This is a genomic window from Pseudoalteromonas sp. S3431 (assembly GCF_000690035.1).
Lineage (GTDB): Bacteria > Pseudomonadota > Gammaproteobacteria > Enterobacterales > Alteromonadaceae > Pseudoalteromonas > Pseudoalteromonas fuliginea.
The window spans coordinates 1-23,425 of record NZ_JJNY01000121.1; the positions used below are offsets into that span (position 1 = coordinate 1).

Genomic DNA, 23,425 nt, shown 5'->3' on the forward strand with positions numbered 1-23,425 from the left:
AGACGCACAGCTTGCTGGCGTATAAAAACGCAGTTTTAAAATAACTTAATAATTAGAAGCCTTGCTTCTCACGTGAGCAAGCTCTACGTCTACAAAACGTGCAACCTTGTTAACTGGTAGACGCGCAGCTTGCTGGCGTGTAAAAACGCAGTTTTTAAAATAACTTAATAATTAGAAGCCTTGCTTCTCACGTGAGCAAGCTCTACGTCTACAAAACGTGCAACCTTGTTAACTGGTAGACGCACAGCTTGCTGGCGTGTAAAAATGCAGTTTTTAAAATGGCTTAATAATTAAAATTTATTTAATCAAAGGTATGATGGCGCGTTGCACTAAAGCGATTAAGTAAATGATGCATAACATATACAGCGCACAAGCTTAAAATAATCGCCACCGATACCGAACTAAATCGATACAACGCACTGTAAATTAAGTCTTGTCCTGGGCCCAACGACTGCCCAAATAAAATACCAAATGTGGTTAATACACCAAACCCGATACCAGGAATACCGCCGCCTAAAATGTGAAACCGTGCAAACACAAAGGATAAAATCCACAATATAGCAACCGGAAAAAGTAAAAAATCGCTATGGTTGTACAAAAACAACTGTGATAACAGCGCTGCATTGCAACCAATCAATGTACCAATTGCACGTTGCCAGCCTGCCATACCTGCTGCTTTCCAACACAATGAAAATAAAATAAGTACTGAGGCCGCTTGTGCTGAAATTGAGTCTTGCAAGTTAAGCACCTGAAAAACCACAAACGAAAGCGTTGCCACAGTTGCACAAAGCAGTACTTCATGACGAATACTTTCTTTAGCCTTAGCTGGCATAACTCGTCCGGGCCTTGCTGTTACATCAGGAAACAAACCATGCATTAATGCCGCTATAATTACAGTTAATATTATTGCTAAACCATTACTTAAAATAAGCGGATAAATGCGACTTCCTTGATCAACGTAGCTCGAAAAATGCAGTTGAATTGAAAGGCTCACTACGCCTAAAGCACCAAATAAAAACGCGCTACCGCTACTCATTTTATGAAATAAAAAACAAAATATGCCAAATACAAGTAGCGTCATAACGACAGGCAAATGAGAAAATAGCCCCTGTATTACAAGTACTATAAATGCACTAAAAGCCGCCGACGCTATAAATTGATTGATAACACCTCGGCTTAATGTAGGCACCATACCGAGTAACAACATAGGATAAACAGTAAAAAATATACCGTTTGGCCAATTCATTAACTTACTAATGGCAAAACCGATAGTACATCCGCCAGCGATACGCAGTGCTTGGCGAAGGCCATTAGAATCTAATTGTGGTCCTTGGCTAACAACTTGAGTCATACCTCCTCCATTAATAAATGTAGTGTAACCAACTAATAAACCTAATTTGCGCTGCGCCAAACCACTGCCCAATAGTTGACTCTGGCAATAATTGCACTGTAGCACGTGCACCACTTGGCATATTTTCAATTAAATTTTGGTTGTTAACTAATTTTAGATGAATACGTTGTCGCTGCGCATCGCGCACCCAGCGGTTACTGATCTCTGTAGTACTGAGCAAACCATTGGCACTTAACTGACCATTGCTTACACCTGCCTCAAACGCCTCAAGTGTTGCGTCATAAACCTCTCCAGGGCGACTATCAAAAACGACTTTTGCTAGGCTACCGCGCTTCATGTGCAGCAGTGATTTTTCTCTAAAATCGGCAACTAAGTCGGCTTTTTTAGCCACAATCGCTAATAACGGTTTACCTGCAACGGCATATGCACCATCAAGCAATTGTAAGTTAGCAACTATGCCATCACTCAATGCACGCACTTGCGTATACGATAAATTCAACTCAGCTTGCGCTAACTGATTTGCAGCATGGCGCATTGCTAAGTTTTTATCACCTGACTCGCCACGGGCTAAAATAGCTTCCGATAATTGCGCCTCATACGCTGCTACATTTGCTTTGCTTGCTTGATAATTAGCACGAATACTTTCAAGCTCTTGCTCTGATATGGAGTTTTGTTTGTAGAGCTTTTCGCCTCGGTTTTTTAATAATTTTTGCTCATGTTGTTTGGCTTTTGCAGCACTTATTTGCGCCTCAAGCGCTTTTACATTTGTATCGAGTCGTTTGTTTTGTAATTTAGCATCGTCAAGTGCCAGCTTAGCTTGTTCGTACGCTAAGTTGTAAGGTCCTTGGTCAATATGAAACAAAATATCGCCTGCTTTCACAGGTTTGTTATTACTTACTAACACACTAGTTACTCGGCCACTTATTTGTGGCGATATTTGCACAACAGGATGATACACCCGCGCTTGAGGCGTTACAGGTAAAAAAATATCAGCCATTAAATAGTAAATAAACACTAAAACAAACCCAATGAGGGAGAGTCTTACATAGCGGGCAAATTTTTGATCAGGTGTCATTTTTAGCCTTTGTTTGAGATTTAATGCAATTGAGTGCGTTTTCTTCCATTTTTACCAAGCCGTATGCCATTGCATCTAATTGTGCATGACTAAAACCATTATATAACTGCGCTTTAATATCTGTTATTCGCTCATTTAAGGTGTGTAAAATGCTGCGACCTTGCTCGGTAAAATAAAGCTTTTTACTGCGTTTATCGTGCTCATCTACGCGGCGCACAATCAGCGATTGCTCTTCTAACTGTTTGAGCGTGCGCGTAAGCGACGGCATCTCTATGCCTAAGCTCTGTGAAAGCGCTAATTGAGTAACGCCCTCTTTGAGCATATTTATATGCATTAAGGCAGTCCAGCGCGACTGTGTTAACCCTAAAGGCTCAACAGCAATAGTTACCGCTTCACGGCATAAGCGATGCACACGGCCCATATTGCCGCAAAGTGTTAAATCAAGAGTTTCATAAAATGGAATGTTTTTAACCATAGCGCACTTAATTAGTTAGCAGGCTAACTATAATATCACTACTTAATAAACAACGTAAATATATTAGTTAAAAATGGATTAAAGATGTGCAGTAAGGCATAAAGCGAGGTGTCTCAAAATAAAAGCCGAACTTGTAGGTGCGAATTTACTTCGCGCTTGCCTGCAAATAAAAATATAAGCGAGGTATAAAACCTCACCTACCTAAATAAAAGCCGAACTTGTAGGTGCGAATTTACTTCGCGTTTGCCTGCAAATAAAAATATAAGCGAGGTATAAAACCTCACCTACATAAATAAACGCCGAACTTGTAGGTGCGAATTTACTTCGCGCTTGCCTGCAAATAAAAATATAAGCGAGGTATAAAACCTCACCTACCTAAATAAAAGCCGAACTTGTAGGTGCGAATTTACTTCGCGTTTGCCTGCAAATAAAAATATAAGCGAGGTATAAAACCTCACCTACATAAATAAACGCCGAACTTGTAGGTGCGAATTTACATCGCGCTTGCCTGCAAATAAAAATATAAGCGAGGTATAAAACCCCACCTACATACATAAACGCCGAACTTGTAGGTGCGAATTCACTTCGCGCTTGCCTTCCAATAAAAATATAAACGAGGTATAAAACCTCACCTACATAAATAAACGCAGTGCCTGTAGGTGCGAATTTACTTCGCGCTCAAGTAACTTATCTATTACTTAGCGCTTTATAAAAGCACCTTAAAAATTAAGTAAATTAGCGGGAGAATATTGGTCGGTAAGCACTTTCGTATCAGCAGGCCAATCTTGACCGTCTTTTGTAAAATGCATAAATTCGCTAATTGCTTTTATATCAATGCCGTATTTTGCCAAGCGAGGCTCAAGTATTTTAACCTGTGCCTTTATTTGCTCGTTAGTTGGCGGCGCTTTAAGTCCCGCTAAAATAATACGGTTACTACGATTTTCACGGCTTACATTTATAAAGTCGCCAAATACAGCGTGGTAAGTTGCCGACTCATGCTCATAAAGCTTACTACTTGAAAATGTATTTGCAGCTATAACACCACCTTCGGCCAATACGCTTTGTACCTCTTCAAAAAACTCTTTAGTGAGTAAATGCTCCGGAATATAGTCGCCGTTAAAGGCATCTAAAATTATCCAATCATACATTTGCTTTTTAATAGCGGCGCGTTTTATAAAAATACGGCCATCTTGCACGCTTGATGTCACTAAGTCGTTTTCTATAAAGTTAAAGTAATCGCGTGCAACTTTAGTTACAGCGGGATCTATTTCAACATTATGAATTTTTGCTGTGGGGTATAGTTCATGAATAACATTAGAAAGCGTACCGCCACCTAATCCTATAATAAGTACATTTTTAGGGTTATCGGCTACTAAAAGGCTGGCAAAAGTAAGTTTAGTGTAGTTAAAAACAAGTTTGTCAGGGTCATTTTTGTACATGCAGCTTTGGCTTGTTTGGCTACTTTTAGTATTAAATTTAAGACAACGTAAGTCGCTAGTGTCTTCAACAATAATATTGCGATAAAGCGAGCGCTCTTCATGAATAACCTTACTAAACGCAACCCCCGAAAACACGATTAACGGCAGTAGTAAATATTTAAGCATGAGCAAGCTCCTTGTTATTCACCAAGCTATTAACAACAATAGCCACTAAACCAAGTGACCCAAGCGTTAAAGCAAAAGCGCCAATAATTGTATTTACGTCAAACGCGAGCACAAAGTAAAAAGAGGTGATAATAGTACCCAGCGCACTGCCAAGCGTACTTACAAAGTATAAACGCCCCGCTACTTGACCACTTTTATCGCTATCGGTTACCAATAAACGTACTGAGTAGGGCGAAATCATACCTAAAATAACGGTTGGAATAAAAAATAATGCAGTTGAAGCTAACAGCGAACCATAACGGCTATCTTCAATATGCGTGAATATAAACTCCATTATTGGCTGCGAAAATAACGTAATAGGCACCACCATAATGCTGGCGACTAAAAATATTAAACCATATTTAGTAAGCGATGCATTTTTAGTACTTAGCTTACCGCCAAGTAAATAACCAAATGATAAGCTGAGCATAAACACCGTTATTATGCTGCCCCAAATATGTACACTGCTCCCAAAAAAAGGCGCAAGTATTCGCCCTCCTAAAAGCTCAATCCCCATAATGCAAAAACCACTGCAAAAGGCTAAAAAATAAATTAATGCGTTTGTTTTTAAAGTCATGTAATTATCGTTTTGTAACTTAATAAAGTTCCATACTAACGTGATGTAAACATGCCCGCTAGTGTAAAAATCACTCAAGGCAAACCTTTTAAAAGCAAATTAACCGTGTTTCATATTAGCGGTGCGCAATAGAGTAATTTAGTAATAACCTAAGTTTATCGTGGTGAAACACGCAGCGCAGGCAAAGGTGACTCGTAGTAGATGTTTTAGAGTAATCGTTACTTAATAAACAAAGTACGATCATGTTGAGCTACCCAGCACTATGATCTTAAGCGATAACCAAACATTCAATGAGCTAACCTGCTTAATTGTTCAGGCTATTAGCGGCTGTGTGTTTAAATAACCTAGTTGCTTATCAAACAAAATTTAGGTGTAATAACAACATAATAAACACTGAACAATGCAGGGACAGCTCAGATACGACAGGCGCGCCGATTAAATAGGCTTAATGTAGTTGATGTCACAAAAAGCCTTTCTTTAAATGTAAAGTTCATAGCATAAACAACACCGAGCAGGTGGCGCCTCAGTCCGATAAGCGACACTGCAACACAAACTCCGTGTCGCATAAATACTAAAATGTTATGTGTTACTACAAACTAAGGAGTATGAATGAGCTTCAAATCTTGGTTAAGCTATTCTGACTTTTCTGAAAAAGCGTGCTCTAAGCTGCGCTACATTTTAGATAATGAGTCGAGTGAATTTCTAAATTCAATTAATGACACTTGTAGTGACAGGGTTAAAACCTTAAAAGTTGGTTCTGTGGTGTGGCGCGCACAAACTGGATGTGGTGAGGAGAAGGCTTCTGATAATGTAGAGCAAGAGTTCCATGTTGATAAGCGTATTCCTTTCCCATTCGAACGAATGAAGCCATTGACCAATAACGCCTCTGAGGGGAGGGCGAACTCAAAAGGGATTCCTTGTTTATATGTAGCAGCAGATGCGGAAACTGCGATACACGAAGTGAGACCTTGGCCTGGATTAACCTTAACAATTGCCCAATTGCATTTGACAAAGGATGTGAAGTTGATTGATTTTTCGGAGACGGCTGATGCTGAACAGTACCCATATTTCTTCTTCGGCGAACCTTCTATTAATCAGAGAATTGACGCTGTGTGGGCTGCGATGGATATTGCTTTTTCTTGGCCTGTAACGGGATCTGATTTCAAGTCAGAATATGTGCCGACGCAAATAATATCAGAGTTTATTAAATCGAAAGGGTATGACGGGATTATTTATAAAAGCTCTTTAACTAAAGGGCGTAATTATGTTCTTTTTAATTTAAATGATGCGGCTGTTGTTCAGTGTGACTTATTTGTAGTATCCAAGGCTAAATTTGACTTCGAGAAGTTGGATGGAAGCTCATCCTGACAGCTGAGCGTGGTAACACCTAATCGGGTAGCCGGAGGTCTCTAACCTCCAGCGCCCATACCAACCATCATGCGCTTTTTATTGGCAGGAAGTGCAATGGGCGGTTCATCTCCCGTAATGAATAATCTATAATCAAGAGACCCGTCTTAATTACCATTCTTATGTTCTTTTTATAAGGTAAGTGATTTGAAAAACAATAACATGCATAAGCTAGGGTGGGTTTATCTATCTATATTTTTAATAGTCTCTCTACTGTTATGTACTGTTGGTTATTTTTACAATAAAGCGTCGGCTCCACCGACTTCAGCAGAGCAAACCTCTAATTATTTAACTGTATTACCTCAAAAAACTCCTGAAAAAGCAGTCAATACTGACTTACTGACAAACAAAAAGGTGACTAACAGTGCCCTTTCATCAAGCGAAGGTAAGTATCAGCGAGTTATTATGACCAGACCGCAATGGAAACTGCAAGGGGAGTTTAGGGAGCACTTTAAACGTTTACAAGCGGCAGCAAACGATGGTGATAACGAAGCAAAATATATCATCGCTACAAACTTAAGGTATTGTTTGTCGGCACCAATTGATGACAACGCTCTACAGGCTGAGTTAGAACAGATCTCTCAGTACAGTGATGTCGGCGAAGCCGCTGATAGAAAAATAGAAAAGTTTGATTATTGTAAGGGCATTAATAGTATTGAGCGTCACCAATTTTATGCGTATTTAGAAGATGCAGCGAAAAATGGGTTTGTCGCCGCACAAGAGTCATTTGTTAATCTAACGGCTGAGTTTTTTATGAAGTCGCAAGGTTTTTCGACACTAAAACGCGCTGAGTTCATTAAAAAAAGAGATAATTTTAATAAACAAAAAATAGTATTTTTAGAATACGCTGCTCAACATGGTAGTGAAAAGGCATTAATCTCTTTATCTAATGTGTATTATTCACAGCAGCTTGGTGAAAAAAGTTTTGCAAAGTCTTACGCGCTAAACCGATTAATTATGGAAATCACCGATAATAATGATATTTATAATCGCTATGCGTGGTTTGAGCAGCGACAGTATCCGCAACTTAGCGAAAGTGAACTTGCCAGTGCAAATGAAATAATAGAGCAGTGGAGCGCAATCATAAATAAAAACGGCACCGTATACCCTCACGATTAGTAAAAATAAAAGCGCTATAGCTGAAACAAAAAGGCTGCACTAATAAATACTGCGGCCTTTGTTTTTAGCTCAATGCTTTTAATAAGCGCCGGCGCTGTAAATTAGCTCGTAGCTGTGGCTGTAAATCTCAAGGATGTTGCCAAACGGGTCTTCCATGTAGATCATGCGGTATGGCTTTTCGCCAGGGTAGTAATAGCGCGGGGCTTGCATACGCTTTTTACCGCCAGCTGCTACAATACGCTCAGCTAAGCCTTCTACATCAGGGTCTTGAACACAAAAATGGAAGATGCCTGTTTTCCAGTATTCAAAGTTGTCTTTTGGGTTTTCTTGGTTTTTAAATTCAAAAATTTCTACACCAATACGATCGCCCGTTGAAAGGTGCGCTATTTTGAATTTTTCCCATTTTTCACCAAATACTTCGGTACACATTTCGCCAATGGGGCTTTTGTCTTCGGTTATTAAAGTGGGTTCCATAATGGTGTACCAACCCATAACCTTAGTGTAAAACTCAACGGCTTTTTCAACGTCGGGAACCGAAATACCAATGTGCGAAAAACTACGTGGGTATGTATGACTCATAATGCTTCCTCTTTAACGTGTGACTTATCTTGTGACTCGTTGATGGAGTTAGTTTACGAATCGACAAACATTAAGTAAAATTATCATTAATCATAACTTTGAGTACGTTTTGTAATGATAAATCCGACATGGTTAAACACATTTTGCACCTTGGTTGAGGTAAATCATTTTACCAAAACAGCTGAGCGCCTTTATATGACGCAGTCTGGTGTAAGCCAGCATATTAAAAAGCTAGAGCAACAAGTTGATTGTGCTTTACTTGAGCGCCACGGTAAGCAGTTTTCACTCACGCCACAGGGTCAAAACTTATATCAGCAGGGTAGCCAACTTATCAAAGACTGGCAGTTTTTAGAGCAGCAATTAAAAGATGATTCACCTTTTAGCGGAGCAGTAAAAATTCAATCGCCGGGCAGTTGTGGTTTAAAGTTTTACAATCAATTATTAGCACTGCAATGTGAGCATAAAGCACTAACTATTGATTACCGCTTTGCGCCAAATGTGAGTGTGGAGCAAGCTGTGGCAAATTACAGTGCCGATATTGGCTTTTTAACCCAAGCCCCTACACTTAGCGAAGTGATCAGTTATAAAATTGATAAAGAAGCGCTATTACTTATTACACCTGCGGGTATAAATACACCGAATTGGCAAACACTGTGTGAGCTGGGTTTTATTGCTCATCCTGATGCAAACCATCATGCGCAACTACTACTTAGCGAAAACTACGATGAATTTGAACATATTGAGCAAATAAAGCAGACGGGGTTTTCCAACCAAATTAGCTTAATACTAGAGCCTGTAAGTTTAGGCTTAGGTTTTACGGTATTACCTGCCAATGCGGTAGGTGCTTTTAATAAGCCTGAGCTTATTAAAACGCACTATTTAGCCAATCCCGTTAATGAGACTATTTATGCATGTCACCATCGAAATAGGCCACTGGCAAAACGGATGAATACAGTGATTGAGTTAATTAAGTCAAGTTAAGGTAAATACCTTATTTTTGTCTTTCGTCGTATTGAGTATTAAGCTGAATACCTTTTTCATAGCGCTGATTCATCGCAGTATCTGAACGGTTAAAATAATATAACCACTTCATGTACTGATTAGTTAAAGCCTGTCGATAGAGTCCGTTAACTTGAAAGCGTATCGCAGAGGTTTCGCTAATAAACGGTAGACGCTTTGCTTTACATTTGAGTTTAAGCCGTAAACATAGCTCTGTATCTTCAAAAATATCTATTAGCGGCAACATACCTACGTCGAGTAGAAGTTGTTTTTTTGCAAATAAACAATGGTCTAAATAATACACTCCCCGTTTATCACCGCGAATATAATTAGAATACCAAGAGGTAAACTGAAGTAATGGATGGCGTATATTAAATTTATGGGTAAAAGCCCCCCACGACATCTGATCTGCGTGTTTGTTTAACGCATTCAACCCTGCAATATCAATTATGCTACGAGGGTGATGAAGCACAATTGTGTCAGCATTTGCTTGCACAATACCCGCATTGAGCCGGCCTGCTCGTGATGCTATATCGGTTTTAATTAAGCACACGCCCGCAGCATTAATTATATCGATGGTGTTATCGGTGCTTCCCCCATCCACACAAATTATTTCGCAGTTTTTTAAATGTTGATACGCCTTGAGGATCCGTTGTAAATACCCTGTTTTTTCTTCATTTAAAGTAGGGATAATAATACTTAACATACTTTTATAACCTCATAGTTCAGAATATTACTCATGAAAACTCACTTTAGCGAGCGAGAATAGATCATTAATTGTATGTAATAGAGCTTTACGTGCTGGGCGAGTATCTGACTGTAGATCAATAAATAATTTTTTAAGATCGCTGACATAATCAATATCGTAACCTGGTAAGCAATACTTCACCGATAATTTATTCTGCCTACACTGTTGTGATAATGATTGTGATAATTCATTCGTGCTCCAAGGTAAATGGGTTAGTACTGGCCAAGCTACTTTGTTAGCCATAATGATGACGCCACCATCATCAGCGTGATGCAAAGCTACGTCATTACTTTGTAATGCACTAATCGTTGCCTCAAAATATTGATGGTTAAGTATTGGAGCATCAGTACCTATGAACACTAGTTGCTCATGCCCTTGTGCTCGCAGCTGATTATCAACATAGTTTAATCTATCGCCTAAGTTGCCTAACTGCCCAAGCGGTAATTGCGTTATTACGTGGGCATTACTTACTAAAGAATGCGCCCACTGAATATCGCTTTCGCTTGAACAAGCAATAACAACAGGCCCTTGCCAATTATTAGCATCTTCTATTGCGCATGCTAATAATGCATGTGCAATTTTAAGTGCGCATTGCGCATTCGAGCCTTCAGCAAGCCGCTGCTTACCTTGGTTGAGTTTAGGCCGTTTACAAAAAACAACTAACGTCGCTTGATTTATAACTAATCTAATTGTTTGTTTTGACGCTTTATTACTTTGGTTTATTTTATTCATTTTAATCACAGCTCACGTAGCACTAATAATTTTGTAATTCGCATTTATAACTAGGGCTTGTTTATCTTTCTAGGCTGAGTTTGCAGCCGTATGTTTGGTTTTTAGGTAGGGCTGAGCCTATGTGGTGTTGTTATTTCCCATAAAGAGGCAATAACGCAACATCAATGCCAAGCATGTACTGCCCTTAGGTCGTCCTAAAGACGACTTACTCTTTGTTGCTCGGTTATTACTTAGCCCACGCTTATTCATACTCACTACCTTTAAGCTGCGCTGTACTTTTAACACTGGATTGGCGAATAAATAACGTTGCAATCATGGATAAAATACCGATACCAGCTTTAATTGAGCCCATTACTGTGCCGCTAATTTTTGATTGTCCTATTCGCACTTTAGAGTCAACAGCGTATTCGCTCACTTGCATACCAAGAATGATCGCTTTAACCTGCATTTCTACAGTCCAGCCAAACGAGGTATCAGCCATATTTAAAGTGTGCAGCGACGAGAAGCGAATGGCCCTAAATGGCCCTAAATCAGTTATTTTTTGCTGCCAAAATAGTGTTATTAAGTGGCTAGATAGCCAGTTACCAAAGAGTTGTGGTTTAGTTAAAGCTCCATTTTCAATGGTGCCTAAGGTTCTTGATCCAATAGCAAGATCGTCACCATTAACAATCCCATTTAGTAATGAAAGGGCTTGATCTACAAAGCAAGAATCATCACCATCTACAAAAAGTACAATATCGCATGAGGGAAGCTTAGCAATAGCGGTTAAGCAGGCAATACCATAACCAGGTGTACTTTGATGAACAACTTGAGCACCATTAGCGGTTGCTACTTTTGCAGTGTTGTCTGTGGAACCATTGTCACAAACAATAACGTTATCAATAACCGCCTGCTCATCAAACATTAAAGTAATCAAATTTCTGACCACAATGGAAATAGCTTGCTCTTCGTTAAGAGCAGGAATAACAACAGCAACTTTATGACCTTTATACATTTTTAATCTCAATAATGTTAACGCCGCCACGTGATTCTTCAGACATTTGCACAGGGCTAGCTGCGAGTGTATCTTTTTTGATAATGGCGGAAGTTTTTCGGTTTATTTCAGCAAAAGACAATGTGCCTGTTGGGCAGGTTTGTACACAGGCGGAGCAACGAACGCATTGTGGATCGGTCATTGGTTGGCCTTTACTTGCAAAAGCCATAACATCAATGCCTTGATGGCATACAGTTGTACATTGATTACAACTAATACATTTCGATTTTTCACTAACAATAGCAAAGCGACCAAAGCGACTGTATATATGCATTAATGCCGCTAATGGACAAGCAAACCGACACCATGTACGCCCTGAATATTTAAAATAAAGGCCAAACCCTAAAATACCGGCTAATAAAATATCAACAACCCACTTATAACTAAATGCGTTTACTAATTGGTAGTCCTTGTTCTCGCCTTTTAAAAACAGATTAAACATATGGTTCATCCATGACTCAGGGTATATCCACCCTAAAACACGAATGACTAATAACACTGCAGCTATTAATAAAATGAACTGACCAAGCATATTTAGCTTATTCCACTTAGAACCGTGTGGCATTTTATGGCGTTGCTGATCTCCCATAGTTTCAGCCATAGCACCGCAAGAGCAAATCCAACTACAATAAGCGCCTTTGCCCCACTTCATCACAATAATTGGAATAATAACGAATGTTTGAATAGCCCCAATAACTAACCAAGCAACTTGGGGAGTGTCGGTAAATACGGTATACACACCTAACGGCCAAGCGAAGATAAAACTATATGCATGCCAATAAGCGCGTGGGTGTCCCCATTCAGGCCATGTATGCGTCGCAAGTTCTTGCGCTGAGATATAACTGGGAAACAACGCATCGGCAAAGCTTTTGCCTATTCCTGCATCAAATACACCGTTATAGCCAAGTAATGGTAAAATTATTTCTGGCAATAAAAATAATGGAAACAATTGAATAGCAAACAAAACTGACGTTTGTACTGTTACATAAGGTGTTTTGCGTCGTTTAATTCGTTGCCAACCAAAAATACCAATTAATAGGGTATAAAGAACGGTGTAGTAAAACGAACGACTTTTTAAAGAAACCGCTATTGTGCCAATTAAGGTACTGCGATCATTCACTTGCAACTGCCACCATTCGCCAAAGCCTGCAATTAAGGTTGGCATTTGATCGGGATAAGAAAAAGTACTCCAAAATGAATTTAAAAAACCATAGCCTTTCCAATCGTATAATGCAGTTAATGCGACTAAAAACAGGGCAAAGAAAGCCCAGCCAGACCATGTGCTTTCACCACTGATATTGATTTTTGAACGTCTGAAGAAATCTAGCGGGGCTTCACGACCAGTCGCTAACAACACGCTATCGTTATCTAATATTTCATCTGTACCATCTTTATTTTTTAACTGCACAGACCGTGGTGAAATTTTACTGACTTGAGTCGCCATTTTAAGCGTCACTTTGTCATCTTTTACTAATTGTGTTACTTGTTCGACATTCTCTGGTTTTGCCCGGTTAAACTGAGTTTGTCGATAAGATAAAGTAACTTTAGCGCCTTCCTCTGCTGTTGCAATCGCAGCCTCTAATGCGCTATCACCTCCGCCAACGATTAATAGTTCTTTATCTTTATAGTATTGTGCGTCAATAAAACGATTTGCTACCTTTGGTAAATCTTCACCTTCAACATTTAATTTTCGATAATTTCCAGAGCGCCCAATAGCAACAATCACACGGTGAGCCACTAAGCTATCACCATTCTCTAAAGTAACACGTAGTTTGTTGCCCTCTTTATTTACATGGCTAACTTGCGCCAGTTTAGCTTCAATACTGTGGGCAGTAGTTTGCTCTTTAAGTTCGCTCAACAGGTTTTCTTTATGACTTACTTTATTTGAAAATTGTAATTCGCCTTCAGGCTTCATGTCAGTGGGGTAAGTATAAATAGGTTTATTATTAGGAAAATTTTCAATCGTTGAAAATGGTTTATTACCTTCTAACAACGTAACATTAAGCTGCTGTTTTTTACCTTCAATAGCGGCAGAATACCCACTAACACCACCACCAATAACAATAATATCTACAACATCAGCTGTTTGCGTACGGGTACTAAAAGTAGTATCAGCAATAATGGAGCGAATAGCTTTAGCGCCCGTATCGCTGGAGAATTTAAGTAAAGGAATACCCGTTAAATCACCAACAACATACACACCTTTAATATTGGTTGTGCCATCGGCATTCACTAATGGTTGCTTTTCTACAGTGCGATCAGGCCATTGTCCGTGCAACCAGTGATAATAATTATTAATAATATTCAATTTGTATATTCCAATATAAAGTTTTATGTTTATGAATTATCAATGTGATTCAGCTTTGAAGTCTTTTTGATGCCGTGATAAATCAGCCTCAATAACGTTAACGCGTATAAAACACCTAAAAGTACAACAGGCCAAAGCGCAGGTTGCCATTGTTGACAGCAAAGGAAATTACCGAGCACTTCGTATGTCATGGGCATAAGTAATAACCAAGTAAGTAAATAAATATTTGGGCGCAAGGCAAGCAAGGGAACTAACGGGAGTAAATACCAAGGAAAAAGCACAGGGCTTAACATAAGAGGTAAAGCCAAGGCTGCTTGCATACAAAAATAAATAACCGATGTACTCATGTAGCGGGCTTTACTGTATCTAAAACTTGTATAAGCAATAAACAACACCGCAATAACTCCCATAACAAAAAGCGCTAAAACAACCTGAGAATTAGTTAATAGAGAATCAAGTGCAGTAAAAATAGGGGACGCATTACGCCATTTTTCAAAAAACACACTAATACTGCCTACGGGTACGTACCCAAGCGCAATGGTAGTACCATAAATTAGCGCGACAGTCGTAACCCAGCTGAGCACCAACATTAGAGCGGGTTTTAATGATTTTTGTAAAAAAAATAATGGCAGTAATAACATAACGGGTAAAATTTTCAGCGACATACCAATACCAATAGCGATACCGCAATATAAAAGTAATTGTCGCTGCCAAAAATAAATTGCGACAACAACTGCCAATGCAGAAAAAGCATCTATGTGTAACCCAACACCAGTTTCTAAAATCAGCAGTGGCGACAACGCAACAAGTGCTAAATTATTTAATTTGTTGGCCTTTTTTAATACTAAAGCCGACACGTACACCGTTAATAACCCTGCAAGTAATAGCAAAAACCGCCATACCAACTGTGCCTTTTCAACTCCAAATGATGATGAAAAAGTAAATAAAGCCAACGCTAATGGAGGATAAATAGTGACATAAGCTGCATGCTCTTTAGGTGGTTGCCACTGTTCTCGCAATTGTGTTAATTCAATCGCGTCATGGCTGATGCTATAAGGGTCGTAGCCTTCATATGCTATTCGCCCATCAAATAGGTAACGACTTGTGTCATTAGAGGTATAAGGCTCAACGTCAATCAATACAATACGCATTAGAAAAGCGGTGATTAGTAGCAGCTTATAATTTTTTAAATAACGTGATTTAGGAGATAAAGACCAAGCTACCAACATAAAAAATGCCATTAAACAATATTGAATAATGGTATAAACTCCAATACTGCTAACAGGAAATTCAGTATTGCTTTGCGACGTATTTGCTAAAAAATAACTCGAAAAACTCAGGGCAATTAAACTAGCTAAGCTTATAAAATAAAGCCAAGATTTACTTTTAGTTGTGAAACTTGGCTTAAACAATTGCAGGTTCATTTTAAGCGTGTCTAGATAGCTGATAATGACTATAAAAGCTATTAACTGCAGACATAACAAACCCAAGAGCTAACAACGATACAAATGGCAATATAAACCAATATTGGTAAATAACAGCCCACACTAAAACTACGACATAGATAGCTGCAACTAAAAATTCAAAAATGGCACCTTTAGGAGGTAAAGGTTTATAGTGCGGCTTATTTTTAAAGCCCTGCGAAGCTTGATTTTCACTTTTATAAGTATGTTCTGCTTTTTGTAGTTCACCTGTTTTAGGTGTGCGGACAAATTCACTTTCTTTGCCCATTAAAGCTTCAAAACCAGCCTTAGAATTATTAATTGCCAACTGTATACCTAACAATACTAAGTTAGGTAATTTTGCTAATGCACGTATCTTTGAGCGACCTAAAACCACTTGACCAAAATATAGGTATGCAATGTGTCCGCCTGAAGACATCAATAATAAGGCAATATCAATCCACCAAACGTTTATGTAATCATATTGCGCACGTAAATATAAGCTAGGTAATAAGAAAAATAATGTATCTAGCATCATGACTAAATAAGCTAGGTTATTTGATAAATGAAACGTTGATTCAAGTTTTTTAACAAGCGGTATTTTTGCTTTCCATACTGTTTTTAGCATTTTAAGCATGACTTGTACGCCACCTTTAGCCCAACGGTACTGTTGAGTTTTAAACGCATTCATATCAGCAGGCAGCTCACCTGGACATGTTATATGATTTAAATACTGCATTTTCCAACCAGCTAGTTGAGCTCTATAACTTAAATCTAAATCCTCAGTTAAAGTATCAGCACTCCAATGGCCTGCATCAATAATGGCTGAAGTACGCCAGATACCTGCAGTCCCATTAAAGTTAAAAAGCATATCACTCGCACAGCGCACATGCTGTTCTAACCCAAAATGAGCATCGAGCATTACAGCCTGTGTTTTTGTTAATAAGCTACTACGACGATTTAAATGCTCCCATCGCAACTGCACCATGGCAATATCAGTTTGAGTGAAAAAATGAATACTTTTTAATAATGTATCCGGAGTAGGTATAAAGTCAGCATCAAAGATAGCAATAAATTCACCATCGGCCGTTGTCATTGCCTCTTTTAATGCACCAGCTTTAAAACCATGACGATTGGTTCGCTGTACGTGCTCAATATTTATGCCTTGTAGCTTATAATGCGATACACGTTCAGCAATAACCTCACTTGTATCGTCATTAGAATCATCAACAATTTGTATTTGTAAACGATCAGCCGGATACTCCAATAATACAATTGAATCAACAATCCTTTTGGCAACTAACCTTTCATTATAAAGTGGAATTTGAACTGTTATCTTTGGTAATTTCTCAAACATTTTAGGTGATTGAGGTGTAAAATTTCGATATTTAAACCATCGAAATACCATAGACAAACGGTGCAAACCAAATAAAGATAAAATAGCTAATAATAAAAAATGAACAACAAGTACTAACGAACCAATTAACGACATAATTTAATAAACCTTAGTAATACCAAATTGAATATTATTACCTTGCAGGATATTGCTACCGTAAATTTCACGTGTAAAAGTAAGCTCAATACCAAAGCCAGCTAATGACGAGTTTTTATCAAAATTCCAACCTGTAGCCAGTTCAAATTTTCCTGAGTCAAACTCTAAAGGATTTGATAAATTTGCAGCATTGATTGAAGTTGACGAATCTGCATTTTCTGCACTTAGTATTCCGTCAAGTTTGGCACGCATATAAATGTTTTTATTAACGTTAAAACCATACTCAAGCAAGTATCTGTATTCGTCAGAAGGCTCTGCGGTACGAACCCGATAACCAACTTCAGCCCCAATATAACCAAACTTATCCAACCCTTTGCCTAACAATATTTTGGCTTCGTAGTCTTCTTGGTTATTTCCTAACCCATCATCCTCATCATATAAAAAAGGGGTTTTAACTAAAAAAGAAGTAGATAGAACAAAAGGTTCTGCCTGCCATTGATATCGAATACCAACCTCGGTATCACCAAAACCGCTGGCGCTACTTGTGCCCGTTACAGAATCTTCTTGTTCATAGCTTTGATGTAATAATGAGCCATAAATAGAGAAGTTATTCCCTAAACCATGCTCCAAGTAAAGTGATGTATTTTGCCCTTCAAAACGCTCAAAGGTTGGGTTGTTTCCACGATATTTGCTCGACGTATAATCAGCGTAACCTAACTTAATATAACCACTTCCTTCTTCACCAACCCATGCCCCAGCCGACACGTTAACTGACGCTAAGCTGATAGATAGAGCGATGGCTGAAAAAGATATTCCCTTTAATATGTAACTTTTTTCATTGTGATCTTTTTTAAATTTCATTTTTATTTTCCACTAATTTATTAAATTTAAATTTTGAAGTAATTAACTAAATTTTTATCGTGATTTTCAATTAGCATGTTTTATTTCGCTTTAAGTTTAAAAAACCAGACGTTTATAAAATAAATAATGCTTATTTATGAAAAAAATCAAAAACTGATAATTTTTTTAATTAATCTAAACCTGTTGATATCAAGTAATGCTGTTCTAAGCTAAAACCTAAAGTTTGTTATTTAATTTAGGAACATTATGGAAGGTAAGTTTCGCAACTGTGTCACGAATTAATCACAAAATTATCACATTTTATCAATAGGGAATGAGCGCTCTGATATAAGCTCTAATTCAGATGAAATAGGGCATTAATTGCGCTTATTAATACAGAGATTAAGTTAAGAGGGTAGGGGTAAAAAACTAGACGAGTAAATAAACACTTGCTTAAAAATAAAGCATTAATAGTGGTTCAAACGTAAACCCCCTTTACACCTAAAATGCACAAGCACCAAAGGTATAAAGGGTATGATTAAAATTAGTTAACGCTTTCTAATTTTACTTTTAAATCGAGTAAATCGGTTGCGATTGTATTTGGCTGTATTTCCCACGGATCGAAAATAGAGTCTTTAGATCGTTGAATCCACGCTGCACGCATACCATGTGATATAGCACCGGTTACATCAAACGGATTACTTGATACAAGCCACGTGTTTGCGCCTGTCGAATTGGTTTCGCGTAAAAAGTGGCTATAAACCTCTGGGTTTGGTTTAAAGGTTTTAACATCGTCGGCACTTACTACCCCTTCAAAAAGCTCACTAATGCCAGCGGTTTCTAATAAGGTATGAACTGCGTCGGCAGCCCCATTTGAAAATGCAAACAAACGGTAATCTTTTGCTTTTAGTTGCTCAAGGCCCGCTTTTACATCATCGAACGCAGGAAGCGTTTTATAAAGCTCTAGCAGTTGCTCTTTTTGACCTTCACTTAGCTCGGTTTTGTGCCCTAAGCAGGCGTAATCGAGTGCGTGTTTTGTACATAGCGAAAAGGGAATATAATTTTGCATTAATCCACGTCTAAATGAATACTCTAATTGCTTTTCGCGCCATGTATTTGAAAATGCTTGGGCGTTATCGCCAATCATGTCGTCGAGTAAGGACAGTACGCCGTGAGTGTTTATTAGCGTACCGTATACGTCAAATGCAAGTGTAGTTGCCATGTTTGCTCCGCAATAAAATAAATTAAGTTGGTTTTAGAGTACTTGCTTACAGCTTAACTTAATTTGAACGAACGCTCAATTTAATAAAACTTGTATGCATCAAGCGCTAAAATATCCATTTCGATGTCTTTATGTATTTTTTCAACTTGACCGTCACCACTACCAAACGCAGCAAAAAGAGGTAAAAAGTGCTCTGCAGTAGGGTGGTTAAATAAAGCATGGGGTGCTTCATCTAAATAGTTAAGTAACGCTTGGGTGTTTTGCGTTATTAACTTTTGCTCAACCCAATGGGTAAACTCATTAACCATTTGAACACGGTTAGGTGTAGCGGGGCTTTTAAATATTTCACGTAGATTGTGACTAATACCGCCTGAGCCAATAATTAATACGTTATCGCTGCGCAGTGGTGCAAGTAACTGTCCGTATTTATACATCGCTTTAGTGCCAAGACGTGTATTAATAGATACCTGAACTATAGGAATATTAGCTGCTGGGTACATTAAGCGCAGCGGGATCCACACACCATGATCCCAACCTTGCTTGGCACTTTGCACGGCTTTAATACCCGCTTTGTAAAAGTACTCACTAATAGTATTAGCAAGCTTAGGGTCTCCTGGTGCTGGGTATTGAATTTCATATAGGGGCTTGGGGAAGTTATAAAAGTCGTGAATAGTATGCGGCGCATCTCCCGATGTAATAACTATATCGTGCGCTTCATCAAAGTGGGCAGAAAACACCACAATAGCTCGTGGTTTACTAAGCGTTTGACCTAATGATACAAGAAAATCTGACGTAGCCGATTGCTGTACAGCCATCATTGGCGAACCGTGAGATATAAATAAAGCGGGCTGAGTCATGCTAAAGCCTTAAACAAATAGATGTGTTATTAAGCACTATATTAGTTTTTATTTTGATGATAAATATGGTATTTATTTATACATTATCAATAAAGTATTGTTAAAAATGGATAAACTCACCACCATGAAAACCTTTTTGGCCGTTGTGCAAGAAGGATCGTTTTCAAAAGCGGCCGATAAGCTCGATATTTCCCCGCAGTTAGTCAGCAAATATATTTCTGCGCTGGAAGATAATCTACACACGCGTTTATTACACCGTACAACGCGAAAAGTAAGTGTAACAGAGGCTGGGAACCAATATTATCAGCGTTGTCAGCAGGTGCTTGTTGATATTGAAGACATGGAAAACTCACTAAATAACTTAAGCGAGAATGTTTCGGGTGTGCTTAGTATTAGTGCACCTATGTCATTTGGTACTAAGCATTTAGCAGGTTTGCTGGTTGATTTTCAAAAGCAGTATCCAAATTTAAAGTTAGACTTACGGCTCACAGACCAATATGTAGACATAGTAGAGCAAGGTATTGATATTGCGCTGCGCATTGGCGTATTAAAAAACTCAACGCTCATAGCTAAAAAAATTGCCCCTATACACCTAGCGGTATTTGCGTCACCCGATTATTTAAAACACCATGGCACGCCACAAACGCTTTTAGATTTACAGTCGCATAATTATTTACGCTATTCCCTTAGCGAGCCCACAAAACGCCTATTTGGAGTTAATGAGCTAAAAAGCGAGCTAAAGCTTGAAAGTAACTTTGTGGCTAACAATGGTGACTTACTACTAAATACAGCCATTGCGGGAGGTGGTATTGCTATGCAGCCCACATTTATTGCAGGCGAAGCGCTGGCTCAAGGTAAAGTAGTGCGCATTTTACAAGACTATGAACCCGACCCAATGGGACTCTACATGGTGTATGCTAATAGACAGTTTTTACCGAGCAAAGTGCGTGCTTTTGTTGATTTTGCGAGCGACTTTTATGGCGATACCCCATACTGGGACTTAGGGGAGTGATATGTCGATTACAAACGGTTGTATAAGTAGTTTTACTTGGACCTGTTATTTTTTATGCCACTGATATTCCATTTGTTTTGCTGTTAAGCAAGCAAATTCATCAGTACTGCACAATGCGACTAATTGCAGGCTCATATCTATGCCAGCCGAGATCCCCCCTGATGTGATAAATTGATTATGCTGCACCCAACGTTTATCACTAATTACATTTAAATCAGGAAATAATAACGCCAATTCATTTTGATCTTCCCAATGCGTTGTTACATTTAAGCCATGTAATAAATCGGCTTTTGCGAGCAAAAACGCGCCCGTACATACAGACGCAACACGAGTAGCTGTTTTTGCACTTTTACTGATCCAATCAATCACCTGCTTTTTATTAAATTCGGCGGTGTGATCGCCACCTACCACAATTAATAAATCAATATGAGGGTGATCTAAAAAGTTGTAATGGGGGTTTACACTAAAACCTCCGCGCGCTATTACAGGCTTACTTTGCTCTGCAATAAAAAATACATTCCAGTTATTTTCAGCTAAACGCTTAGCGGTACTGAAAACTTCAAAAGGGCCTGAAAAGTCGAGTACTTCTGCGTTATCATAAATATAAATGCCTATATTCATTTAGGTCTCAAAAAGCTCAAATTAATATGAAGCTTTACCTTAGCCTATAAAATCATCATTGGTGTATTATTTTAATTTAAAAAACCCTACTTAGCCTCAACATTAAGCTCATGAGCAAAGCGTTTACGGTAACGCTTAGTTAATTTAACCGAACGTAGTTGGTCGCCAATTAAAGTAAATACTGGTGAGGCATTTATTTTTACGGGTTTGCCTTGGCCTATACGGCATATTTGTCTTTTAACCAGTGCCATAGTGGCAAGTCCTGCGAGGGTTTTATCTTGCCAAGTAACATTGGGTAACACGGCTAATTGCAGTGGCTCATTTTGCCATTTGTTTGGTAAATTTGGTTGGTATGCAAGCGCAGTGGCAATACCCACGAGGGCAACGCCACTTTCAATCACGTTGTTGGCAATAGATAAGCGACTAATACCGCCTGTAGTCATTATTGGGACTGATGAGCGTTGGCTAATCGCTTTTGCAAACTCTAAAAAATACGCTTCGCGGGCAAGCGTGCGCTGATCACCTGTTTTTCCTTGCATGGCAGGTGCTTCGTAACTACCACCCGAAAGCTCTACAAAATCAACATTGAGTTTATTCAATAAGTCCACTACAACTTGCGCGTCACTGGGTTCAAACCCACCTCGTTGAAAATCAGCAGAGTTTAACTTTACCGAAACCGAAAAGGTAAGTGAGCAAGAGGCTTTAATACTGCGGGTTATTTCGAGAAGTAAGCGAGCTCTATTTTGTAAACTCCCTCCCCATTTATCGTCGCGCTTATTGGTTAGTGGCGATAAAAACTGAGCCAGTAAATAACCATGCGCTGCATGTATTTGTACGCCATTAAAACCTGCTTTTTCAGCTTGCTGCGCAGTTTGTGTAAAGCGGGTAATAACATCGTCAATATCAGTTTTCGTCATCGCTTTTGGTACGCCAAACAAGTGCGAGTGCTTACCCATATTAAGTGCAACACTTGACGCTGATAGAGCCTTTCCACCCATTTTTTTAAATACTTGCCTACCAGGGTGGTTAATTTGCATCACCACTTTGCAATTATTTTGCTGCGATAAACGAGCAAGCTCTGCAAAGGCAGTAATATCGGTACTTTTTTCAAGCACAAGGCCGCCTGGGCCTGTCATCGCTAAATGATCAATCATTACATTGCCAGTAATAATTAGCCCAGCTCCCCCCACTGCCCATGCGCTATAAACATTTTTGAGTATTTGGGAGGGCGTTTGATCCTCTTGCGCAAGGTTTTCTTCCATAGCGGCTTTGGCAATACGGTTTTTTAATACTAAACCACTTGGCAAGGTAAAAGGGGTAAATACAGGGTTACGCATAGTTATGGGCTAATTAAATTGACATTAAAGCGACTATAACCTTAAAGTTAGCTTGAAGGTCAACCTACTAAGTTTATGTAAAGTGGAGTTATTATTAGTTATGAAAATAGGCGAACTTGCAAAACTTACCAACATACCCGCCAGTACTATTCGCTTTTACGAAAGCAAAGGGTTATTAACACCAACCACTCGCAGTGCTAATGGTTATAGGCTGTACACCCAACAAAACTTAGAAAAATTGCAGTTAATTAAATTTTCACAAAGCTTGGGGTTTTCACTCAACGAAATACCTTTATTACGTAACGAAAACGACGAGCTAAACCACACAGTAATAATTGAACGTTTAGAAAAAAAACAAAAAGAAGCTGAAATTTTGATTGAGAAAATGCAGAAAAAGTCACAACGTATTGGCAGTTTAACTACGTTACTCAACTCTTATTGGGATAAAGGCGAATGCCTGCCAGAAGGCAAATTGAATGAATTACTAAAAGTGATAGATTACGAATAAATGAATACAGCTTACTAAAATAAGCTGTATTTGTACTAGCTCAGACTT

At 38.7% G+C, this 23,425-nt stretch carries 22 protein-coding genes; 5 read left to right on the forward strand and 17 right to left on the reverse strand.

Annotated features, from left to right (window positions below; all coding sequences use genetic code 11):
* Positions 1 to 301 precede the first annotated feature (301 nt).
* The 5 genes from DO88_RS00700 to DO88_RS00680 all read right to left on the reverse strand — a co-directional run bounded on the left by DO88_RS00700 (position 302) and on the right by DO88_RS00680 (position 5,121).
* Positions 302 to 1,351, reverse strand: coding sequence for a DUF2955 domain-containing protein (locus DO88_RS00700; RefSeq protein WP_033041106.1), 1,050 nt, complete (start codon positions 1,349 to 1,351; stop codon positions 302 to 304).
* A 10-nt stretch (positions 1,352 to 1,361) separates the two neighbouring features.
* Positions 1,362 to 2,426, reverse strand: a complete 1,065-nt coding sequence (locus DO88_RS00695; protein WP_033041091.1) for an HlyD family secretion protein — start codon at positions 2,424 to 2,426, stop codon at positions 1,362 to 1,364.
* Positions 2,416 to 2,901, reverse strand: coding sequence for a MarR family transcriptional regulator (locus DO88_RS00690; protein ID WP_007378789.1), 486 nt, complete (start codon positions 2,899 to 2,901; stop codon positions 2,416 to 2,418). The genes DO88_RS00695 and DO88_RS00690 overlap by 11 nt, the downstream gene beginning before the upstream one ends.
* Positions 2,902 to 3,620: 719 nt before the next feature.
* A complete protein-coding gene (locus DO88_RS00685) occupies positions 3,621 to 4,505 on the reverse strand; it encodes a spermidine synthase (protein WP_008136882.1) in 885 nt (294 codons plus the stop codon).
* Positions 4,498 to 5,121, reverse strand: a complete 624-nt coding sequence (locus tag DO88_RS00680) for a fused MFS/spermidine synthase (RefSeq protein WP_033015969.1) — start codon at positions 5,119 to 5,121, stop codon at positions 4,498 to 4,500. The genes DO88_RS00685 and DO88_RS00680 overlap by 8 nt, the downstream gene beginning before the upstream one ends.
* Positions 5,122 to 5,730: 609 nt before the next feature.
* On the opposite strand from DO88_RS00680, the gene DO88_RS00675 reads away from it, so the two are divergent.
* On the forward strand, positions 5,731 to 6,489 hold the full coding sequence (locus DO88_RS00675; protein WP_007378786.1) for an RES family NAD+ phosphorylase: 759 nt from the start codon (positions 5,731 to 5,733) through the stop codon (positions 6,487 to 6,489).
* A 186-nt stretch (positions 6,490 to 6,675) separates the two neighbouring features.
* Positions 6,676 to 7,647: a hypothetical protein gene (locus DO88_RS00670; protein WP_007378785.1), complete on the forward strand. Its 972-nt coding sequence runs from the start codon at positions 6,676 to 6,678 to the stop codon at positions 7,645 to 7,647.
* A gap of 78 nt (positions 7,648 to 7,725) precedes the next feature.
* On the opposite strand, the gene DO88_RS00665 is transcribed toward DO88_RS00670, so the two are convergent.
* Entirely contained in the window at positions 7,726 to 8,226 is a 501-nt protein-coding gene (locus tag DO88_RS00665; protein WP_007378784.1) for a lactoylglutathione lyase family protein, read from the reverse strand.
* Positions 8,227 to 8,340: 114 nt separating this feature from the next.
* On the opposite strand from DO88_RS00665, the gene DO88_RS00660 reads away from it, so the two are divergent.
* On the forward strand, positions 8,341 to 9,207 hold the full coding sequence (locus DO88_RS00660) for a LysR family transcriptional regulator (RefSeq protein WP_007378783.1): 867 nt from the start codon (positions 8,341 to 8,343) through the stop codon (positions 9,205 to 9,207).
* Positions 9,208 to 9,217: 10 nt separating this feature from the next.
* Here the strand turns inward: DO88_RS00660 and DO88_RS00655 are convergent, their stop codons facing one another.
* The 9 genes from DO88_RS00655 to DO88_RS00615 form a co-directional block, all read right to left on the reverse strand.
* Positions 9,218 to 9,931, reverse strand: coding sequence for a glycosyltransferase (locus tag DO88_RS00655; protein WP_007378782.1), 714 nt, complete (start codon positions 9,929 to 9,931; stop codon positions 9,218 to 9,220).
* Positions 9,932 to 9,958: 27 nt separating this feature from the next.
* Positions 9,959 to 10,705 (reverse strand): TIGR04282 family arsenosugar biosynthesis glycosyltransferase, encoded by a 747-nt coding sequence (locus DO88_RS00650; protein WP_007378781.1) that lies wholly within the window; start codon positions 10,703 to 10,705, stop codon positions 9,959 to 9,961.
* Positions 10,706 to 10,946: 241 nt separating this feature from the next.
* Positions 10,947 to 11,699, reverse strand: coding sequence for a glycosyltransferase family 2 protein (locus DO88_RS00645; RefSeq protein ID WP_033041093.1), 753 nt, complete (start codon positions 11,697 to 11,699; stop codon positions 10,947 to 10,949).
* Positions 11,692 to 14,046: an NAD(P)-binding domain-containing protein gene (locus DO88_RS00640; protein ID WP_007378779.1), complete on the reverse strand. Its 2,355-nt coding sequence runs from the start codon at positions 14,044 to 14,046 to the stop codon at positions 11,692 to 11,694. The genes DO88_RS00645 and DO88_RS00640 overlap by 8 nt, the downstream gene beginning before the upstream one ends.
* Positions 14,047 to 14,075: 29 nt before the next feature.
* The gene (locus DO88_RS00635) at positions 14,076 to 15,458 is read right to left on the reverse strand and encodes a glycosyltransferase 87 family protein (protein WP_232224839.1); all 1,383 of its coding nucleotides are present in this window, start codon (positions 15,456 to 15,458) and stop codon (positions 14,076 to 14,078) included.
* Positions 15,459 to 15,471: 13 nt separating this feature from the next.
* A complete protein-coding gene (locus tag DO88_RS00630; protein ID WP_007378777.1) occupies positions 15,472 to 16,980 on the reverse strand; it encodes a glycosyltransferase in 1,509 nt (502 codons plus the stop codon).
* A gap of 3 nt (positions 16,981 to 16,983) precedes the next feature.
* Positions 16,984 to 17,841 (reverse strand): hypothetical protein, encoded by an 858-nt coding sequence (locus tag DO88_RS00625; protein ID WP_007378776.1) that lies wholly within the window; start codon positions 17,839 to 17,841, stop codon positions 16,984 to 16,986.
* Between the two features lie 523 nt (positions 17,842 to 18,364).
* Positions 18,365 to 19,042, reverse strand: a complete 678-nt coding sequence (locus DO88_RS00620) for a haloacid dehalogenase type II (protein WP_033041095.1) — start codon at positions 19,040 to 19,042, stop codon at positions 18,365 to 18,367.
* 80 nt (positions 19,043 to 19,122) lie between these two features.
* Positions 19,123 to 19,899, reverse strand: a complete 777-nt coding sequence (locus DO88_RS00615) for a DODA-type extradiol aromatic ring-opening family dioxygenase (protein WP_033041098.1) — start codon at positions 19,897 to 19,899, stop codon at positions 19,123 to 19,125.
* 106 nt (positions 19,900 to 20,005) lie between these two features.
* Here DO88_RS00615 and DO88_RS00610 point away from each other — a divergent pair, with 106 nt between their 5' ends.
* Positions 20,006 to 20,911 (forward strand): LysR family transcriptional regulator, encoded by a 906-nt coding sequence (locus tag DO88_RS00610; RefSeq protein WP_033041101.1) that lies wholly within the window; start codon positions 20,006 to 20,008, stop codon positions 20,909 to 20,911.
* A 45-nt stretch (positions 20,912 to 20,956) separates the two neighbouring features.
* Here the strand turns inward: DO88_RS00610 and DO88_RS00605 are convergent, their stop codons facing one another.
* Both DO88_RS00605 and DO88_RS00600 read right to left on the reverse strand, forming a co-directional pair.
* A complete protein-coding gene (locus DO88_RS00605) occupies positions 20,957 to 21,532 on the reverse strand; it encodes a DJ-1/PfpI family protein (RefSeq protein ID WP_033030093.1) in 576 nt (191 codons plus the stop codon).
* An 86-nt stretch (positions 21,533 to 21,618) separates the two neighbouring features.
* Positions 21,619 to 22,869, reverse strand: coding sequence for an NADH:flavin oxidoreductase/NADH oxidase family protein (locus tag DO88_RS00600; protein ID WP_033041103.1), 1,251 nt, complete (start codon positions 22,867 to 22,869; stop codon positions 21,619 to 21,621).
* A 100-nt stretch (positions 22,870 to 22,969) separates the two neighbouring features.
* On the opposite strand from DO88_RS00600, the gene DO88_RS00595 reads away from it, so the two are divergent.
* On the forward strand, positions 22,970 to 23,377 hold the full coding sequence (locus DO88_RS00595; RefSeq protein ID WP_007379075.1) for a MerR family transcriptional regulator: 408 nt from the start codon (positions 22,970 to 22,972) through the stop codon (positions 23,375 to 23,377).
* Positions 23,378 to 23,425 lie beyond the last annotated feature (48 nt).

Coding starts and splice junctions, on each gene's coding strand:
- DO88_RS00665 (WP_007378784.1), bottom strand. CDS start 8,226: ATGAGTCATACATACCCACGTAGTTTTTCGCACATTGGTATTTCGGTT.
- DO88_RS00610 (WP_033041101.1), top strand. CDS start 20,006: ATGGATAAACTCACCACCATGAAAACCTTTTTGGCCGTTGTGCAAGAA.
- DO88_RS00645 (WP_033041093.1), bottom strand. CDS start 11,699: ATGTATAAAGGTCATAAAGTTGCTGTTGTTATTCCTGCTCTTAACGAA.
- DO88_RS00655 (WP_007378782.1), bottom strand. CDS start 9,931: ATGTTAAGTATTATTATCCCTACTTTAAATGAAGAAAAAACAGGGTAT.
- DO88_RS00660 (WP_007378783.1), top strand. CDS start 8,341: ATGATAAATCCGACATGGTTAAACACATTTTGCACCTTGGTTGAGGTA.
- DO88_RS00695 (WP_033041091.1), bottom strand. CDS start 2,426: ATGACACCTGATCAAAAATTTGCCCGCTATGTAAGACTCTCCCTCATT.
- DO88_RS00605 (WP_033030093.1), bottom strand. CDS start 21,532: ATGAATATAGGCATTTATATTTATGATAACGCAGAAGTACTCGACTTT.
- DO88_RS00630 (WP_007378777.1), bottom strand. CDS start 16,980: ATGTCGTTAATTGGTTCGTTAGTACTTGTTGTTCATTTTTTATTATTA.
- DO88_RS00620 (WP_033041095.1), bottom strand. CDS start 19,042: ATGGCAACTACACTTGCATTTGACGTATACGGTACGCTAATAAACACT.
- DO88_RS00625 (WP_007378776.1), bottom strand. CDS start 17,841: ATGAAATTTAAAAAAGATCACAATGAAAAAAGTTACATATTAAAGGGA.
- DO88_RS00615 (WP_033041098.1), bottom strand. CDS start 19,899: ATGACTCAGCCCGCTTTATTTATATCTCACGGTTCGCCAATGATGGCT.
- DO88_RS00675 (WP_007378786.1), top strand. CDS start 5,731: ATGAGCTTCAAATCTTGGTTAAGCTATTCTGACTTTTCTGAAAAAGCG.
- DO88_RS00685 (WP_008136882.1), bottom strand. CDS start 4,505: ATGCTTAAATATTTACTACTGCCGTTAATCGTGTTTTCGGGGGTTGCG.
- DO88_RS00600 (WP_033041103.1), bottom strand. CDS start 22,869: ATGCGTAACCCTGTATTTACCCCTTTTACCTTGCCAAGTGGTTTAGTA.
- DO88_RS00700 (WP_033041106.1), bottom strand. CDS start 1,351: ATGACTCAAGTTGTTAGCCAAGGACCACAATTAGATTCTAATGGCCTT.
- DO88_RS00650 (WP_007378781.1), bottom strand. CDS start 10,705: ATGAATAAAATAAACCAAAGTAATAAAGCGTCAAAACAAACAATTAGA.
- DO88_RS00595 (WP_007379075.1), top strand. CDS start 22,970: ATGAAAATAGGCGAACTTGCAAAACTTACCAACATACCCGCCAGTACT.
- DO88_RS00690 (WP_007378789.1), bottom strand. CDS start 2,901: ATGGTTAAAAACATTCCATTTTATGAAACTCTTGATTTAACACTTTGC.
- DO88_RS00680 (WP_033015969.1), bottom strand. CDS start 5,121: ATGACTTTAAAAACAAACGCATTAATTTATTTTTTAGCCTTTTGCAGT.